The organism is Saccharothrix obliqua, from assembly GCF_019375475.1.
Classification (GTDB): Bacteria; Actinomycetota; Actinomycetes; order Mycobacteriales; family Pseudonocardiaceae; genus Actinosynnema; species Actinosynnema obliqua.
The window spans coordinates 22,078-37,060 of record NZ_JAHXGQ010000004.1; the positions used below are offsets into that span (position 1 = coordinate 22,078).

The window sequence follows — 14,983 nt, forward strand, 5'->3', positions numbered from 1 at the left end:
ATGGAACCCTCGAAGGAGAACTGCCCCGCGTGCGGCGCGGCGGTGTCGCCGCAGGACCGCTTCTGCGAGGGGTGCGGGCGCAACCTGCGGGTGCAGCGGACACCCGTGGGCGGTCCCGATGCGGTGGCCGAGCCGCGTTGCGCGTGCGGTGGCGACCTGGACGCCGAGGGTTTCTGCGTGCGGTGCGGGCGGGCCCGGCCGCCGGCGCGGGACCGGGTGGAGTTCGTGCTGCCGGGCCTGGCCGGGGTGAGCGACCGCGGCCGGCGGCGGCAGCGCAACGAGGACTCCCTGGCGTTCGGCCGGGTCCGGGCGCGGGGCGCGGCGGCCGTGGTGTGCGACGGGGTCGCGTCGTCGGAGCGTGCCGAGCAGGCGTCGCAGGTGGCGGTGGACACGGCGCTGGACGTGCTGCTGACGGCCGTGCAGTCGGGTGGCGACCCGGAGGCCGCCACCGCCGACGCGGCACTGGCGGCGGACGCGGCCGTGGGGCGCCTGGCGCGGCCCGGCGCGGAGGAGGTGGCGCCGTCCTGCACGTTCGTCTCGGCGCTGGTGACCGAGGAGTCCGCCACCGTCGGCTGGGTGGGCGATTCCCGCGCCTACCTGGTGGGCGAGACCGGCGCGGCGCGGCTGACCACGGACGACACCTGGGCGGCGCAGCTGGTCGCGGAGGGCGTGCTGACCGAGGAGGAGGCGCTGACCGACCGGCGGGCGCACGTGCTGTCGCGGTGGCTGGGCGCGGACTCGCAGCTCGAAGCGCCGCAGGCGGTGACGTTCCGGGTGGAGACACCGGGGCTGCTGGTGCTGTGCAGCGACGGGCTGTGGAACTACCTGCCGGAACCGGAGGACCTGTGGGCGGCGCTGCCGCGCGGGGTGCCGCCGGTGGAGGTGGCGCGGGAGCTGGTGGAGGTCGCGTTGAAGGCCGGGGGGCACGACAACGTCACGGTGGTAGTCGTCCAACTGCGGGGTGGGCATGGCGCTTGAGTTCGCCGTCGAGGTTTTCCAGAACGAGTACCTGCCGGAGGGGGCGGCGGAGGTCCACGCGGTGTTGACCGTGTCCGCGGCGGGTGAGCCGGAACAGGTCGCGGCCGACCCCGCGGCCCAGGTGCTCATCGTGGACGCGTCCGGTTCGATGCGGTACCCGCCGGCGAAGCTGGCCGCCGCCAAGCGCGCCACCCGGGTCGCGCTGGACGCGTTGCGCGACGGCGTCCGGTTCGCGGTCATCGCGGGCACCGAGTCGGCACGCGTGGTGTACCCGGCGAACGGACTGGCGACCGCGTCGACGTCCTCACGCGAGGCGGCGAAGCGCGCGGTGGCCCGGCTCACCGCGGACGGCGGCACCGCCATGGGCCAGTGGCTGCTGCTCGCCGACCGCCTGCTGGCCGACCACGACCGGGGTCCCCGGCACGTCATCCTGCTGACCGACGGGCAGAACCAGCACGAGACGCCGGAGGAGCTGACCGGCGTGCTGGACCGGGTGGCGGGCCGGTTCACCGGCGACTGCCGGGGCGTGGGCACCGACTGGCAGGTGGCCGAGCTGCGGCGGATCTCCGAGGCGCTGCTCGGCACGGTGGACATCATCCCCGACCCGGCCGACCTGGCCGAGGACTTCCGGGCGATGACGGCGACCGCCATGGAGAAGGCGGTGGCCGACGTCTCGCTGCGGCTGTGGACGCCGGAGGGCGCGGAGGTGCTGTACGTGAAGCAGGTCGCGCCGGGCCTGCTGGACCTGTCCGACCGGCGGGCCGACGTCGCCGAGCGCACCGGCGAGTACCCGACCGGCGCGTGGGCGGGCGCGGAGAGCCGCGACTACCACGTCGCGGTGCGGGTCAGGCCCGCCGAGGTCGGGCAGCGGATGCTGGCGGCCCGCGCGAGCCTCGTCGGTCCGGACGGCGACGTGCTGGGGCAGGGCCGGGTGCTGGCGGCGTGGACCGACGACACGGCGTTGTCCACGCGGCTCAGCCCCGAGGTGGCGCACTACACGGGGCAGGCGGAGCTGGCCGAGGCGATCCGGGACGGCCTGGAGGCGCGCAAGTCCGGTGACGTGGAGACGGCGACGGCGAAACTGGGCCGCGCGGTGCGGCTGGCGCACGAGTCGGGCAACGCGGACACGGCGAAGCTGCTGGCCAAGGTGGTCGAGGTGGAGGACGCGCCGAGCGGGACGGTGCGGCTGCGCGCGCGGGTCGCCGACGCCGACGAGATGACCCTGGACACCCGGTCCACGGTGACCAAGCGGGTCGGGAAGGGCCGTTGATGGCGCGCTGCCCGGCGGGCCACGACTCGGTCACGGAGGACTACTGCGACGTGTGCGGCATGTCGCTGGAACCGGCGCCGGTCACCGCGGTCGCTCCCGATCCGGCCGAGGCGTGCGTGGTGTGCGGCGCGGTGCGGGACGGCCGGTTCTGCGAGGAGTGCGGGCACGATTCGCTGGCACCCGCCCCGGCCGCCGTGCAAGCGCCGGAGCGGGTGCGGTGGCACGTGACGGTGGAGGCGGACCGGGCGTACTTCGCGCGGGTGGTCGCGGCGGGCGGTCCCGACGCGGCGGCGGTGGGTTTCCCCGAGTTCTGCCCGCCACGCCGGTTCGACCTCGCGGGCACGCAGGTGACGATCGGGCGGCGGAGCCGGTCCCGGGGCATCTTCCCCACCGTCGACCTGGTCGGCCCGCCCGAGGACCCGGGCGTGTCGCACAGCCACGCGTTGCTGGTGGCGGGCGGGGGCGGGTGGTCGGTGGTGGACCTGGGTTCGACCAACGGCACGACGGTGAACGGCTCGCCGGACCCGTTGAGCCCCAACCGGCCGCACCCGCTGGCGGACGGCGACCAGGTGCACGTGGGCGCCTGGACCACCATCACGCTGCACCGCGTGGCCACGCCGTGACGACGCACCACCCCGCGCCGGTCGTGCGCCGACCCGCGGGGTGAGCGTGCGGGTGGGCGCGGGCCGCCGCGTGCCGCCGGTGGGGTTGCCGCGCTCCGACTGGCGGTGGAGAGCGGGGCCGCCCGCGCCGGGACGGCGGCCGGTCGAGCGGACCCGGCGCGCCGCGGAGGTCGGGTCGACCTCCGGGCGGGCGAGGCGTGGTGCGGGGGAAACGCCCGGCGGCACCCAGGGCCGACCGACCGGGTGGGCGGGTGCTCCCCCGCCCACCGGACGGGGCGACCGCGACCCGGCTCGACGCCGGGCGTGGAACGCGTTCTCAGCAGCGGAAGCGGTCGGCGTTCTCGGTGGCCCACTGGGCGTAGCTGCGGGCGGGGCGGCCGGTCACGCGTTCGACGGTGTCCGTCGTGGCGCGTCCCTCGGGCGGGATGTTGGCGTAGCGGTTGATCACGTACTCCGCCTTCTCCGCCGGGCCGCCCGGTGCGACGCCGAACAGGCGCAGCGCGGGTGGCCGCTCCGTCCACAACGCGCGGGCCTGGTCGGGGGTCAGCTCCTCGAACCGCAGGTCACGACCGGTGGCCTCGGCGAGCAGGCGGAGCTTGACGCGGGGCGAGATGGTCTCGGGGCCGGTCAGCGGGTAGGTGCGGCCGTGGTGCCCGTCCTCGGTGAGCGCGACGGCCGCGACGGCGGCGATGTCGGCCTCGTGCACGGGGGTGCTCGGCCGGTCGGCGTGCGGTTCGCGGATGACGTCGCCGTCACGCAGCGGCGGACCCCAGTCGGGCAGGGTGTTGAACATGAACTCGCCGGGCCGCACGTGGGTCCACTCCAGGTCGCTGGCGCGGACGGCGGGTTCGAGGGTGCCCTCCTTCCAGCCGCCGAGGATGGTGACGCGGCGGACGCCGGCGGCCTGCGCCTCGGCGACGATCTCGGGCCCGTTGGGCAGTGGCCGGTACGTGTTCCCGAAGTTGATCAGATGGGCGGCGGTGACCCCGGCGAACGCGGGGCGCAGCGACCGCGCGTCGGTGGTGTCGCCACGCACCACCTCCACCTCGGCGGGCAGGTCGGCGTGCTCGGGGTCGCGGGTGAGGGCGCGGACCTGGTGTCCCGCGGCGAGCAGTTGCTGCACGAGTTGGCGGCCGACGGTGCCGGTCGCCCCGGTCACGAGAACGGTCATGCGGGTGTGTCTCCCGGATACGCTTTGTGTGAGGCCGATACGATACGGAGAACATATCATATGAGTTACATAGAACCTGGTGGGCGACACGGGGCGGTGACGGGTATCAGGGCTTCGCTGCGGGCCCTGCGCAACCAGCTGTCCCTGCTCAACCACGAGGTCGGGACGCGCCTGGAGCTGCGCGACGTGGACCTGGACTGCCTCGAACTGGTGCTCGACCACGGCCCGCTGACGCCGTCCGCGCTGTCCCGCCGCGCGGGCCTGCACCCCGCGACGGTGACCGGCATCCTCGACCGGTTGCAGCGCGGCGGCTGGGTGGCGCGTGAGCGCGACCCGAACGGCCCGGACCGGCGGGCCGTGCTGGTGCGGGCCCTGGCGGAACGGCACGACGAGCTGTACGGCCTGTACGCGGGGATGAACGCCGCGGTGGACCGGGTGCTCGCCGACTACGACGACGACCAGCTGGCCCTGGTCGCGGACTTCCTGCGACGCACCACCGAGGCCGGTCGGGCGGCGACCGAGGAACTGGCGCGCGACCGGTGAGACCCGGTCGGCGAGGGGGCGTCCGCACGGCGCGGTGGTCGAGGGGGATTCACCGCGCGGGACGTCGGAGCACGGGGAGGGGTTTCGGTGGGTGACGAGGTGGACGTGGTGCTGGCGCAGTGGCGCGTGGAGCGCCCGGACGTGGACACGTCGCCGGTGGCCGTGCTGGGGCGGGTGACCCGGCTGTCCCGGCTGGTGGAGCGGGAGCTGAAGGACTTCCTGGCGCGGTACGAGCTGGAGCCGGGCGAGTTCGAGGTGCTCACGACGTTGCGCCGGGCGGGCGGCGCGGACGGGTTGACCGCCGGCGCGTTCCTGCACGCGGCGCTGGTCACGGCGGGCGCGATCACCAACCGCATCGACCGGATGGCCGCGAAGGGCCTGGTGGTGCGGGTGCCGGACCCGGTGGACCGGCGGGTGGTGCGGGTGCGGCTGACCGACGAGGGCCGCGTGCTGGTGGACGCGGTGCTCGGCGAGCACATGGCCCGGTTCGCGCGCCTGCTGGAACCGCTGGCGCCGGAGACCAGGTCGGTGGTGGCGGACGCGTTGCGGGTGCTGCTGGAGGGCTGCGAGTGAGCACCACCGCGACGGCCGGGCGCGACCCGGCCGTCGCGGCACCCTTCAGCGCGGCACCCTCAGCGCGGCACCCTCAGCGCGGCACCCTCAGCGCGGCACCCTCAGCGCGGCACCCTCAGCGCGGCACCCTCAGCGCGGCACGGCGTCGAGGGCCTTGAACACCCGCTTGTCGGACACCGTGTAGCGGGTGGGGATGGTCTGGGCGAAGTAGCTCAGCCGCAGCTCCTCGATCATCCAGCGCACCTCGTCCAGCTCGGGGTGCGGTTCGTCGGCGGGCAGCTGGGCGCGCAGGTCGCGGTACTCGGCGTGGACCTGGTGGACGCGCTCCATCCAGTCCCGGTCGCGGCGCACGTTCTCGGTGAGCTTGTCGACCCGCCGGGCGATGCCCTGGAGGTAACGGTGGATGTCGGACAGCCGCGCCGCGCCCGCACCGGTCACGAACCCGTTGTGCACCAGGCCGGCCAGCTGCGCGCGGATGTCGCTCACCGACTCCTCGAACACCGCGCCCTTGACCCGGCCGAGCCGCAGCTCCACGTCCTGCGCGGCGTCGAGCACGTTGCGCACCTCGCGCACCACGTCGAACACCGTCTCGCCCAGGTACTTGCGCACGTAGTCGGTGAGCCGGGCGAAGCCCTTGGCGTTCCACGCGGGACCACCCGCCGACGTGACCAGGTGGTCGACGGCGGCGGCGATGCAGTCGGCGAGCAGGGGCGCCACGCCGCCGTGCGGGTTGCGGGTGAGGGTCAGCTTCTCGGCGTTGGTCAGCCCCCGCTGGAGCGACTTCACCGGCGACGGCACGGTGAGCAGCAGCAGCCGGCGCGTGCCGCGCCGCATCGCCACCTCCTGCCTGCCGGGCGTGTCCAGGATCTCCACGGCGACGCTGTCGCCCTTGTCGACCAGCGCCGGGTAGGCGGTGACGACGATCCCGGACCGCTGCCGCCGCACGGTCTTCGGCAGCTCGTCCAGGTCCCACGTGGTGAGGCCGGTGCGGGTGAGGTTGGCGGCGGCCGCGGCCAGGGTTTCCCGGAGCTGACCACGCAGCTGCTGCTTGAGCGCGCCCAGGTCCTTGCCGCTGGCGAGCTGCCGGTCGTCCTCGTCGACGACCTGGAAGGTGAGCTTGAGGTGCTCGGGCACCTGGTCGAGCTGCCACTCCTCGCGCGGCACGACGACGCCGGTCAGGGCACGCAGCTCGCGCTCCAGCGCGGGCAGCAGCGGCTCGTCCGGGTCGATGCGGGACAACGCCGCGTTGGCCACGTCCGGCACCGGCACGAAGTTGCGGCGCACCGGTTTGGGCAGCGACCGGATCAGGGCGATCACCAGGTCGGTGCGCAGGCCGGGCACCTGCCAGGACAACGCGTCGTCGGGCATGGTGGTCAGCGCGGGCAGCGGCAGCCGCACGGTGACGCCGTCGACGGGCGCGCCCGGTTCGAACCGGTAGGTCAGCGGCAGCTCGATCCCGCCCCGCGTCAGGTGGTCCGGGTACGCCTCGGGGGTGACCCCGACGCGGTCGTTGACCAGCATGTCCTTGTCGAACGTGAGCAGGTCCGGCCGGTCGCGCCGGGCCTGCTTCCACCACGTGTCGAAGTGCCGCGCGGACACGACCTCCGCGCCGACGCGCTGGTCGTAGAAGTCGAACAGGGTGTCGTCGTCCACGACGATGTCGCGGCGGCGCGCCCGGTTCTCCAGCTCGGCGACCTCGTCGAGCAGTTCCCGGTTGCGGTGGAAGAACCGGTGGTGGGTGGTCCACTCGCCCTGCACCAGGGCGTGCCGGATGAACAGCTCCCGGGACAGCTCCGGGTCGATGCGCCCGTAGCCGACCTTGCGGGAGGTCACGATCGGCACCCCGTAGAGGGTGACCTTCTCCAGCGCCACCACCGAGCCGCGCTTGGCGTCCCAGTGCGGTTCGCTGTAGGTGCGCTTGACGATGTGCTCGCCGAGCTTCTCCGCCCACTCCGGTTCGATGCGGGCCACGATGCGGCCCCACAGCCGGGAGGTCTCGACCAGCTCGGCGGCCATCACCCACTGCGGTGGTTTCCGGAACAACGCCGAGCCGGGGAAGATCGCGAACTTGGCGTTGCGCGCGCCCAGGTACTCGGTGGCCTGCCGCTTGCCGCCGTCGCGCTTCACGACGTCCTTGACGCCGATGTGCGACAGCAGGCCCGACAGCAGCGAGATGTGGACGTTGCGCGGCTCGGCGGGCTGCTCGTTGACGTGCACGCCGAGCGTCTTGGCGACCTGCCGCAGCTGGGTGTAGATGTCCTGCCACTCCCGCACCCGCAGGTAGTTCAGGAACTCGGCGCGGCACAGCCGGCGGAACTGGTTGGACGACAACGCCTTCTGCTGCTCGCGCAGGTGCTGCCACAGGTTCAGGTAGGCCAGGAAGTCCGAGTCGGGGTCGCGGAACCGGGCGTGCTGCTCGTCGGCGGCCTGCTGCTTGTCGGCCGGCCGTTCCCGCGGGTCCTGGATGGACAGCGCGGCGGCGATCACCATGACCTCGCGGACGCAGCCGTTGCGGTCGGCCTCCACCACCATCCGGCCCAGCCGCGGGTCGACCGGCAGCTGCGCGAGCTTGCGGCCCAGCGGGGTGAGCTTCTGCTCGGCGGGCAGGATCGCGCCCAGCTCCTGGAGCAGCTGCACGCCGTCGTTGATGTTGCGGGCGTCCGGCGGGTCGATGAACGGGAACGCGGCGATGTCGCCGAGCCCGATCGCGGTCATCTGGAGGATGACCGACGCCAGGTTGGTGCGCAGGATCTCCGGGTCGGTGAACTCGGGCCGCGCGTCGAAGTCGTCCTCGCTGTAGAGGCGGACGCAGATGCCCTCGGAAACGCGCCCGCAGCGGCCCTTGCGCTGGTTGGCCGACGCCTGCGAGATCGGCTCGATGGGCAGCCGCTGCACCTTGAGCCGGCTGCTGTACCGGGAGATGCGCGCGGTGCCGGGGTCGACCACGTACTTGATGCCGGGCACGGTCAGCGACGTCTCGGCGACGTTCGTGGCCAGCACCACCCGGCGGCCCCGGTGCGGTTGGAACACGCGGTGCTGCTCGCCGAACGACAGCCGCGCGTACAGCGGCAGGATCTCGGTGGCGGGCAGCTGCAACGCGGCCAGCGCGTCGGCGGTGTCGCGGATCTCCCGCTCGCCGGACAGGAACACCAGCACGTCGCCGGGACCCTCGGCCTGGAGTTCGCGGACCGCGTCGCACACGGCCTGCGTCTGGTCGCGGTCGGGGTCGGCGTCCGGGTCGTCCGGGTCCACGATCGGCCGGTACCGCACCTCCACCGGGTAGGTGCGGCCGGACACCTCGATGATCGGGGCGTCCCCGAAGTGCCGGGAGAACCGCTCCGGGTCGATGGTGGCGGAGGTGATGACGACCTTGAGGTCCGGCCGCCGGGGCAGCAGCTGCCGCAGGTAGCCGAGCAGGAAGTCCACGTTGAGGCTGCGCTCGTGCGCCTCGTCGATGATGATCGTGTCGTAGCGGGACAGCATCCGGTCGGTCTGGATCTCGGCCAGCAGGATGCCGTCGGTCATCAGCTTGACCAGCGTGTCGTCGCCGGACTGGTCGGTGAACCGCACCTTGTAGCCCACGGCCTGGCCCAGCGGCGTGCCCAGCTCCTGCGCGACGCGCTCGGCGACGGTGCGGGCGGCGAGCCGCCGCGGCTGGGTGTGGCCGATCTGGCCGAGCACGCCCCGGCCCAGCTCCAGGCAGATCTTGGGCAGCTGGGTGGTCTTGCCGGAGCCGGTCTCGCCCGCGACGATCACCACCTGGTGGTCGCGGATGAGGGCCGCGATGTCGTCCTTGCGCGCGCTGACCGGCAGCTCCGCCGGGTAGGTGATCTTCGGCACGGCTTCGCGGCGCAGGGCCACCCGCAGCTCGGCCCGGTCGATCTCGGCGGCGATCTCGGCGTGGACGGCCTCGCGGGCCTTGTCGTCCCGGACCTTGCGCGCCCCGTCGAGCCGGCGGCGCAACCGCCGCTGGTCCCCGGTCATCAGGTCGGACAGGCGTCGGTGCAGGTCGGCGTGCGCGGTGGTGTTCATGCTGCCGATCAGGATAGTGGTGCGGCGGTGGTGGGGCCGCCGATTATCGGCGCGGCCACACCACCGCCGCGTCGTCAGGCCCGGTACGGGGAGCCGCCGGCGTGGATGTCGGTGGCGACCTCCGCGAGCCGCGCGAGCAGCAGCCGGTGCACACCGGGGCCGAAGCTCACCCGCGCCACGCCGAGTCCGCCCAGCTCGGCGGGGGTGGGCGCGCCCGGCCCGTGCGCGACGTTGACCGGGCCGCCGACCGCGCGGCAGAACTCGGCGACCCGGTCGGCGGGCACGCCGATCGGGTAGGTGCAGTCCGCGCCCGCCGCCAGGTAGGCCCGCGCCCGCGTCACGGCCTCCTCGAACGCGCCGCCGCGCAGGAACACGTCGACGCGCGCGTTGAGCACCAGCGCCGGGTCGGCGGCACGCACCTCGCCCAGGAACTCGACCTGCCGCTCCAGCGGCAGCAGCTCGCCGGTGGCGGGCGCGGAGTCCTCCAGGTTGCAGCCGACGGCGCCCGCGTCGGCGAGCCGCGCCGCGATCTCGGCGGGCGGCAGGCCGTAGCCGCGTTCCACGTCGGCGGTCACCGGCACGGACACGGCCCGCGCGACGCGTGCCACGGCCGCGAACGCCTCGTCGGCGGGCATGTCCTCGCCGTCGTCGTAGCCCAGGGCCGCGCTGACCGCGGCGCTGGCCGTGGCGACCGCCGGGAACAACCCGGCCACCACCCGCGCCGACGCCGCGTCCCACACGTTCGGCAGCACCACGGGCCGGCCGGGCACGTGCAGGGCGCGCAACGCGGCGGCCCGCTGGTCGCGGCTCACCGGGAAACCTCCCACGCGCCGGTGGTGGCGACCATCCGGTTCCACGTGTTGATCACGGCGATGACCCACAGCAGCTCGGTCAGCTCGCGCTCGTCGAACTGCTCCGCCGCCTCGGCCCGGACGTCCTCCGGCACACCCGAGGACAGCACCGTGACGGCTTCGGCGAGTGCGAGGGCGGCACGCTCCCGGTCGTCGAAACCGGGCGCCTCGCGCCACACCGGCAGCAGGTCGAGCCGCTGCTGCCGCTCGCCCGCCGCGCGGGCCGCCCGGGTGTGCAGGTCGGTGCAGTAGGCGCAGCCGTTGATCTGGGAGGCGCGGATCTGCACCAGTTCCCGCAGCAGCGGGTCGAGCGAGTTCTGCTTCGACGCGGTGGACAGGCCGCTCATCGCGGCCAGCGTCGCCGGTGTCAGGTCGCTCACCGGCAGTCGGATCGTCATGCACGCACCCTATGGCGGCATTGGCCCCTTGCTAAGGTCCAATCCCGTGTCGCAGACGTGGGCCACTTCGGGGTTGGACCTGCACCTGGACCTCGATCCCGCCGCCGGCCGCCGCGCCGCGTTGGAGCACGCGCTGCGGGACGCGGTCCGCACCGGCCGCCTCGCGCCCGGCACGCGGCTGCCCGCCACCCGCCGGCTCGCCGCCGAACTCGGCCTGGCCCGCAACACCGTGTCCGCCGCCTACGACCAGCTCGTGGCGGAGGGCTACCTCACGGCCCGGCGCGGCGCGGGCACCCTGGTCGCGCCGCTGGCCCACCCCGCTCCCGCGCGCACCGCGCCGGAACCCGGACCGGCCGACGCGCCACGCCACGACCTGCGGCCCGGCAGCCCCGACCTGACCCTGTTCCCCACCGCCGACTGGCTGCGCTCGACCCGCCGCGCGCTGGGCGCGGCGCCCGCCGACGCGCACGGCTACGGCGACCCGCGCGGCCGGGTCGAGCTGCGCCGCGCGCTCGCCGGGTACCTGGGCCGCACCCGCGGCGTGCAGGCCGACCCGGAGCGCGTCGTGGTCACCACCGGCTACGTGCGGGGCCTGTCGCTGCTGGCGCGGGTCCTGGGCGGGCCGATCGCCATGGAGGACCCGGGCCTGGCGTTCCACCGCGAGGTGGTGCGCCACGCCGGCGCGCGGGTCGTGCCGCTGCCGGTGGACGAGGACGGCGCGCACGCGTTCCCCGACGACGTGACCGCCGCCGTCGTCACACCGGCCCACCAGTACCCGACGGGTGTCACCCTGCACCCGGCCCGTCGCCGCGCCCTGGTCGACTGGGCACGCGACACCGGGGCCGTGGTGGTCGAAGACGACTACGACGGCGAGTTCCGCTACGACCGGCAACCCGTGGGCGCGCTCCAGGGCACCGCGCCCGACCACGTGGTGTACGCGGGCAGCGTGTCCAAGACCCTCGGGCCGGGGTCGCGGCTGGGCTGGCTGGTCCTCCCGCCACGCCTGGTCGACGACGTGGTCGACCTCCAGCGGCACACCGACCGCCAGGCCGGGGCGCACGGCCAGCTCACCCTGGCCGACCTGATCACGTCCCACGCCTACGACCGGCACATCCGGTCCTGCCGCCTCCGCTACCGCCGCCGCCGCGACCTGCTGGTGGAGGCGTTGCGCGAGCACGCGCCGCTCGGCGTCTCGGCCGGTCTGCACGTCCTGGTGCGCCACCCGGACGAGGACGCCGCCCGCACGGCCGCCGCCGCCCGCGGGCTGGCGCTGGGCGGGTTCCGCGAGCACTGGCACCGGCCCGGCCCGACCACCCCGCAGGGTCTGGTCATCGGGTACGGCACGCCCGCCGAGCACGCCTACCGGCCGGCCCTGCGGGTGCTGACCGAGGTGCTCGCCGGTACGCGTTGACGTCAATCACCACCGGGCTCACCCCATTGGGTAACTTCACCCGCTGTCGATCACCGGAGAACCAGGGGGAGCCTCCATGACCACCGCGTTGATCATCGGCGACGTCCAGCGGGGCATCACGGGCAACTACCCGTTCGCCCGGCAGGTCGTGCCGCCCCTCACCGAGCTGCTGCCGCGTGCCCGCGCGGCCGGTGTGCCCGTGGTGTTCGTGCGCTTCGCCCTCCGGCCCAACGGCGCGGACCTGCCGCCCGGGAACGCCCTGTTCAGGTCGTTCCACGAATCCGGTGACACCTTCCACGAGGGCTCGCCCGGCACCGAGGTCGACCTGCCGGTCGACGCCGGGGACGTGGTGGTGCTGAAGCGCCGGGCCGGCGCGTTCGCGGGCACGGACCTGGACCTCGTGCTGCGTGCCGCGGGCGTCGGCACGGTGGTGGTCGCCGGCGTCGCGACCAGCGCGATGGTGGCCGCGACCTGCTACGACGCGGCGGACCGCGGCTACCACGTGACCGTGCTGCGGGACGGTTGCGCCGACCCCGACCCGGCCGTCCACGACTTCTTCGCGGACACCGTGTTCCCCGGTCGGGGGTTCACCGTCACCACCTGCTCCGACTGGCTGTGACCGCGGCCGGGCACCCCGGCGTCGCCGCCGACCCGCCACCGGTGTAGAAGTCAGAACCCGAGCACGACACGCACCCGGGCCATCACCGTCCGCTGATGGTGAGGCGACGCGTCGGGGACACATCGAGGGGGAGACGAGTTGTTCCGACCCGTGCCCGTGCCTGCCCTTCCGCACAGCACCGCACTGGCCGACCTGGCCATGACCGACGCCGACCACGCCTGGCTCGCCGGCACCACGGGTGTGTTCACCAGCCGCGCCTCCACACCGCTGGTGCTGCGCTGGACCGGCGTCGACTGGGCCGAGGAGGCGCTGCCCGAACCGGCCGCCGCCGCCAGCCTGGCCGGCATCTCCGCCGCCGCGCCGGACGACGTGTGGGCCGTCGGCAACAGCGGCGGCCGGCCCCTGGTGCTGCACTACGACGGCACGCGTTGGCACGACGTGGTCACCCCCGCGATCCCGTGGGTGAAGGCGGTGCTCGCGCTCAGCCCCGACGACGTGCACATCGTCGGGGCGGGCAGCGACACGCTCCACTGGGACGGCCACGACTGGACGCTGACCACCGTCCTCACCTCGCCCCGGGAAACCCTGCACACGGTCACCGCCGCCGCGCCGGACGACGTGTGGGCGGGCGGCGGCGGCCTGACCGGCGCGGGACCCGCCGCCTACGAGTACCCGGTGCTGGTGCACTGGGACGGCGCGGCCTGGACCGACCTGCACGGGCCGCGCCTGGACCACGGCCACGTCGCCCGCCTCGCCGCCGCGTCGCCGGACGACCTGTGGCTGGCCCACGCCCACGACACCGACGGCCTGCACCTGCACCACTACGACGGCCGCCGCTGGCACCCGGTCGCGGCGCCCGCCGACACCGAGCGGCTGAGCCTGCACGGCGTCGCGCCCGGCTGGACGTGGGGCGTGCGCGCGGGTCGCCGCAGCTTCGAGACCCGGCCCGCCTACCACCGCTGGACCGGCGAGGACTGGGCACGCGTCGCCCTGCCCGACGACCTGACCACCGCCTCCGCCTCCCACCTCGGCCTGGCCACCGACGGCAGCACCACGTGGGCCTACCTGAAGACCGCGGCGGGCGTGCACGTGCTGCGGCACACCGCCCCGTGACCTTCACGCTGACCGTGCTCGGCACGGCCACCCCCTACCCGCGCCCGGACCAGCCGTGCTCCGGCTACCTGCTGCGCACGCCCACCACCGCCGTGTGGGTCGACGCCGGCCCCGGCACGCCGGCCAACCTGCAACGCCACACCGCCCCGGACCGGCTGGACGCGATCTGGGTGTCGCACACCCACGCCGACCACACCGCGGACCTGCTGACCGCGTACTACGCCCTGCTGTTCGCCGACCTCCACCCGCCGCAGCCGGTGCCCCTGCTCGGCCCGCCCGGTCTCGCGGCCCGGCTGGAGGCGTTCCTGGCGAGCGCCGGGCCCAACCCGGCGAGCGCCGCGTTCGACGTGCGGGAGCTGCACGACGGGCACCGCGCGGAGGTCGGCGACATGACCCTGACCAGCTTCGCCGTGGAGCACGGGCTGCCCGCGTTCGGCCTGCGCGCCGAGCACGGCGGCGCGGTGTTCGCCTACTCCGGCGACACCGGACCGTGCGCCGCCCTGCGCTCGCTGGCGACCGGCGCCGACCTGTTCCTGTGCGAGGCGGACGGCACGACGCCGAGCCCGCACCACTGCACCCCGGAGGACGCGGCGACCGCCGCCCGCGACGCCGACCGGCTCCTGCTCACCCACGTCGGCCACACGCTCACCGAGCGGCAGGCGGAGGCGCGTGCGGGCGCGCCCGTCGCCCGCACGCACGAGGTCCACCACGTCACACCATGAAGTTCCACTGGTGGTCGTCCGCGGGGTCGCACGGCCACAGGGTGAGGCGGGCGTCCGGGCCGCCGGTGCCCGCCGCGCCGGTCACGTCGAGGCAGAACCCGGTGACGCGGTGCCGGATGGCCCACCCGCCGGGCACCTCCTCCAGGTAGAACACCTGGTTGTCCACCGCGCCCGGCCGGCAGTGGTACTCGCCGACCAACGCGCCCGCTTCGACCGCGCCGTAATCGTGGACGTCCATGCACAGCCCGTCGGCGGTGTTGCGCATGACGAAGTCCACGCCGTCCGCGCTGACCAATTCCCACATCTGGTTGTCGAGCGCGCCGAACCGGCAGTACCACTGGGTCACCGGCGCCTCCGGCGCACCCGGGCCGAAACCCGGTATGTCCGCGCACAGGCCGGACTTCGCGTTGTGGATCAAATAGCCGGCGACCGCGTTCGCCGCCGGGTGCAACGGCGACGCCACCGGCCGCGGCGCGGCGTGCGCGGCCGGTGCGGTCAGCAGCGACAACGCGGCGACTACCACCAGGAACGCCCTGAACCGAGTTCGCACGAGCGGCCTCCTGTCTTTCCCGGGCCGAATGCGGAATCGACCTCGTGCGCGCTGTCTACCGGCTGCTCCGACGTCCGATCCCGCACTCCGCGTGGTTTTCACGCGAACAGCCGCACAATTCGCGGCGAC

14 protein-coding genes are annotated in these 14,983 nt (G+C 74.5%); 9 read left to right on the top strand and 5 right to left on the bottom strand.

Annotated features, from left to right (window positions below; all coding sequences use genetic code 11):
* From KZQ38_RS13645 to KZQ38_RS13655, 3 genes are read left to right on the top strand one after another with little or no spacing between them, the layout of a single operon-like run.
* Positions 1 to 978, top strand: coding sequence for a PP2C family protein-serine/threonine phosphatase (locus KZQ38_RS13645; RefSeq protein ID WP_219441941.1), 978 nt, complete (start codon positions 1 to 3; stop codon positions 976 to 978).
* Positions 968 to 2,248: a vWA domain-containing protein gene (locus KZQ38_RS13650; protein WP_219441943.1), complete on the top strand. Its 1,281-nt coding sequence runs from the start codon at positions 968 to 970 to the stop codon at positions 2,246 to 2,248. The genes KZQ38_RS13645 and KZQ38_RS13650 overlap by 11 nt, the downstream gene beginning before the upstream one ends.
* Positions 2,248 to 2,871: an FHA domain-containing protein gene (locus KZQ38_RS13655; RefSeq protein WP_219441945.1), complete on the top strand. Its 624-nt coding sequence runs from the start codon at positions 2,248 to 2,250 to the stop codon at positions 2,869 to 2,871. Before KZQ38_RS13650 ends, KZQ38_RS13655 begins: the two co-directional genes overlap by 1 nt.
* A 316-nt stretch (positions 2,872 to 3,187) precedes the next feature.
* Here the strand turns inward: KZQ38_RS13655 and KZQ38_RS13660 are convergent, their stop codons facing one another.
* Complete coding sequence (locus KZQ38_RS13660; RefSeq protein WP_219441947.1) at positions 3,188 to 4,042, bottom strand: SDR family oxidoreductase; 855 nt, start codon at positions 4,040 to 4,042, stop codon at positions 3,188 to 3,190.
* 60 nt (positions 4,043 to 4,102) lie between these two features.
* On the opposite strand from KZQ38_RS13660, the gene KZQ38_RS13665 reads away from it, so the two are divergent.
* Together KZQ38_RS13665 and KZQ38_RS13670 are read left to right on the top strand one after the other, a co-directional pair.
* The gene (locus tag KZQ38_RS13665) at positions 4,103 to 4,585 is read left to right on the top strand and encodes a MarR family winged helix-turn-helix transcriptional regulator (RefSeq protein WP_219441949.1); all 483 of its coding nucleotides are present in this window, start codon (positions 4,103 to 4,105) and stop codon (positions 4,583 to 4,585) included.
* 87 nt (positions 4,586 to 4,672) lie between these two features.
* Entirely contained in the window at positions 4,673 to 5,158 is a 486-nt protein-coding gene (locus KZQ38_RS13670; RefSeq protein WP_219441951.1) for a MarR family winged helix-turn-helix transcriptional regulator, read from the top strand.
* 129 nt (positions 5,159 to 5,287) lie between these two features.
* Here the strand turns inward: KZQ38_RS13670 and hrpA are convergent, their stop codons facing one another.
* The 3 genes from hrpA to KZQ38_RS13685 form a co-directional block, all read right to left on the bottom strand.
* Positions 5,288 to 9,190, bottom strand: coding sequence for an ATP-dependent RNA helicase HrpA (gene hrpA / locus KZQ38_RS13675; RefSeq protein ID WP_219441953.1), 3,903 nt, complete (start codon positions 9,188 to 9,190; stop codon positions 5,288 to 5,290).
* Positions 9,191 to 9,264: 74 nt separating this feature from the next.
* Complete coding sequence (locus KZQ38_RS13680; protein WP_219441955.1) at positions 9,265 to 10,002, bottom strand: isocitrate lyase/PEP mutase family protein; 738 nt, start codon at positions 10,000 to 10,002, stop codon at positions 9,265 to 9,267.
* Complete coding sequence (locus KZQ38_RS13685; RefSeq protein WP_219441957.1) at positions 9,999 to 10,439, bottom strand: carboxymuconolactone decarboxylase family protein; 441 nt, start codon at positions 10,437 to 10,439, stop codon at positions 9,999 to 10,001. Before KZQ38_RS13685 ends, KZQ38_RS13680 begins: the two co-directional genes overlap by 4 nt.
* Positions 10,440 to 10,485: 46 nt before the next feature.
* Between KZQ38_RS13685 and pdxR the strand changes: the two genes are divergently transcribed.
* From pdxR to KZQ38_RS13705, 4 genes are all read left to right on the top strand, one after another.
* On the top strand, positions 10,486 to 11,850 hold the full coding sequence (gene pdxR, locus KZQ38_RS13690) for a MocR-like pyridoxine biosynthesis transcription factor PdxR (protein ID WP_308258388.1): 1,365 nt from the start codon (positions 10,486 to 10,488) through the stop codon (positions 11,848 to 11,850).
* Positions 11,851 to 11,926: 76 nt separating this feature from the next.
* Positions 11,927 to 12,469, top strand: a complete 543-nt coding sequence (locus tag KZQ38_RS13695; RefSeq protein ID WP_219441961.1) for a cysteine hydrolase family protein — start codon at positions 11,927 to 11,929, stop codon at positions 12,467 to 12,469.
* 138 nt (positions 12,470 to 12,607) lie between these two features.
* Positions 12,608 to 13,582 (top strand): hypothetical protein, encoded by a 975-nt coding sequence (locus KZQ38_RS13700; RefSeq protein WP_219441963.1) that lies wholly within the window; start codon positions 12,608 to 12,610, stop codon positions 13,580 to 13,582.
* A complete protein-coding gene (locus KZQ38_RS13705; protein ID WP_219441965.1) occupies positions 13,579 to 14,304 on the top strand; it encodes an MBL fold metallo-hydrolase in 726 nt (241 codons plus the stop codon). The genes KZQ38_RS13700 and KZQ38_RS13705 overlap by 4 nt, the downstream gene beginning before the upstream one ends.
* Here KZQ38_RS13705 and KZQ38_RS13710 read toward each other — a convergent pair.
* Entirely contained in the window at positions 14,294 to 14,854 is a 561-nt protein-coding gene (locus KZQ38_RS13710) for an RICIN domain-containing protein (RefSeq protein WP_219441967.1), read from the bottom strand. The two genes, KZQ38_RS13705 and KZQ38_RS13710, sit on opposite strands and share 11 nt — an antisense overlap.
* Positions 14,855 to 14,983: the final 129 nt, after the last annotated feature.

What these genes read in the sequence shown, in the direction of transcription:
- KZQ38_RS13650 (WP_219441943.1), top strand. Translation starts at nt 968, where the DNA reads ATGGCGCTTGAGTTCGCCGTCGAGGTTTTCCAGAACGAGTACCTGCCG.
- KZQ38_RS13665 (WP_219441949.1), top strand. Translation starts at nt 4,103, where the DNA reads ATGAGTTACATAGAACCTGGTGGGCGACACGGGGCGGTGACGGGTATC.
- KZQ38_RS13695 (WP_219441961.1), top strand. Translation starts at nt 11,927, where the DNA reads ATGACCACCGCGTTGATCATCGGCGACGTCCAGCGGGGCATCACGGGC.
- KZQ38_RS13660 (WP_219441947.1), bottom strand. Translation starts at nt 4,042, where the DNA reads ATGACCGTTCTCGTGACCGGGGCGACCGGCACCGTCGGCCGCCAACTC.
- hrpA (WP_219441953.1), bottom strand. Translation starts at nt 9,190, where the DNA reads ATGAACACCACCGCGCACGCCGACCTGCACCGACGCCTGTCCGACCTG.
- KZQ38_RS13685 (WP_219441957.1), bottom strand. Translation starts at nt 10,439, where the DNA reads ATGACGATCCGACTGCCGGTGAGCGACCTGACACCGGCGACGCTGGCC.
- KZQ38_RS13645 (WP_219441941.1), top strand. Translation starts at nt 1, where the DNA reads ATGGAACCCTCGAAGGAGAACTGCCCCGCGTGCGGCGCGGCGGTGTCG.
- KZQ38_RS13655 (WP_219441945.1), top strand. Translation starts at nt 2,248, where the DNA reads ATGGCGCGCTGCCCGGCGGGCCACGACTCGGTCACGGAGGACTACTGC.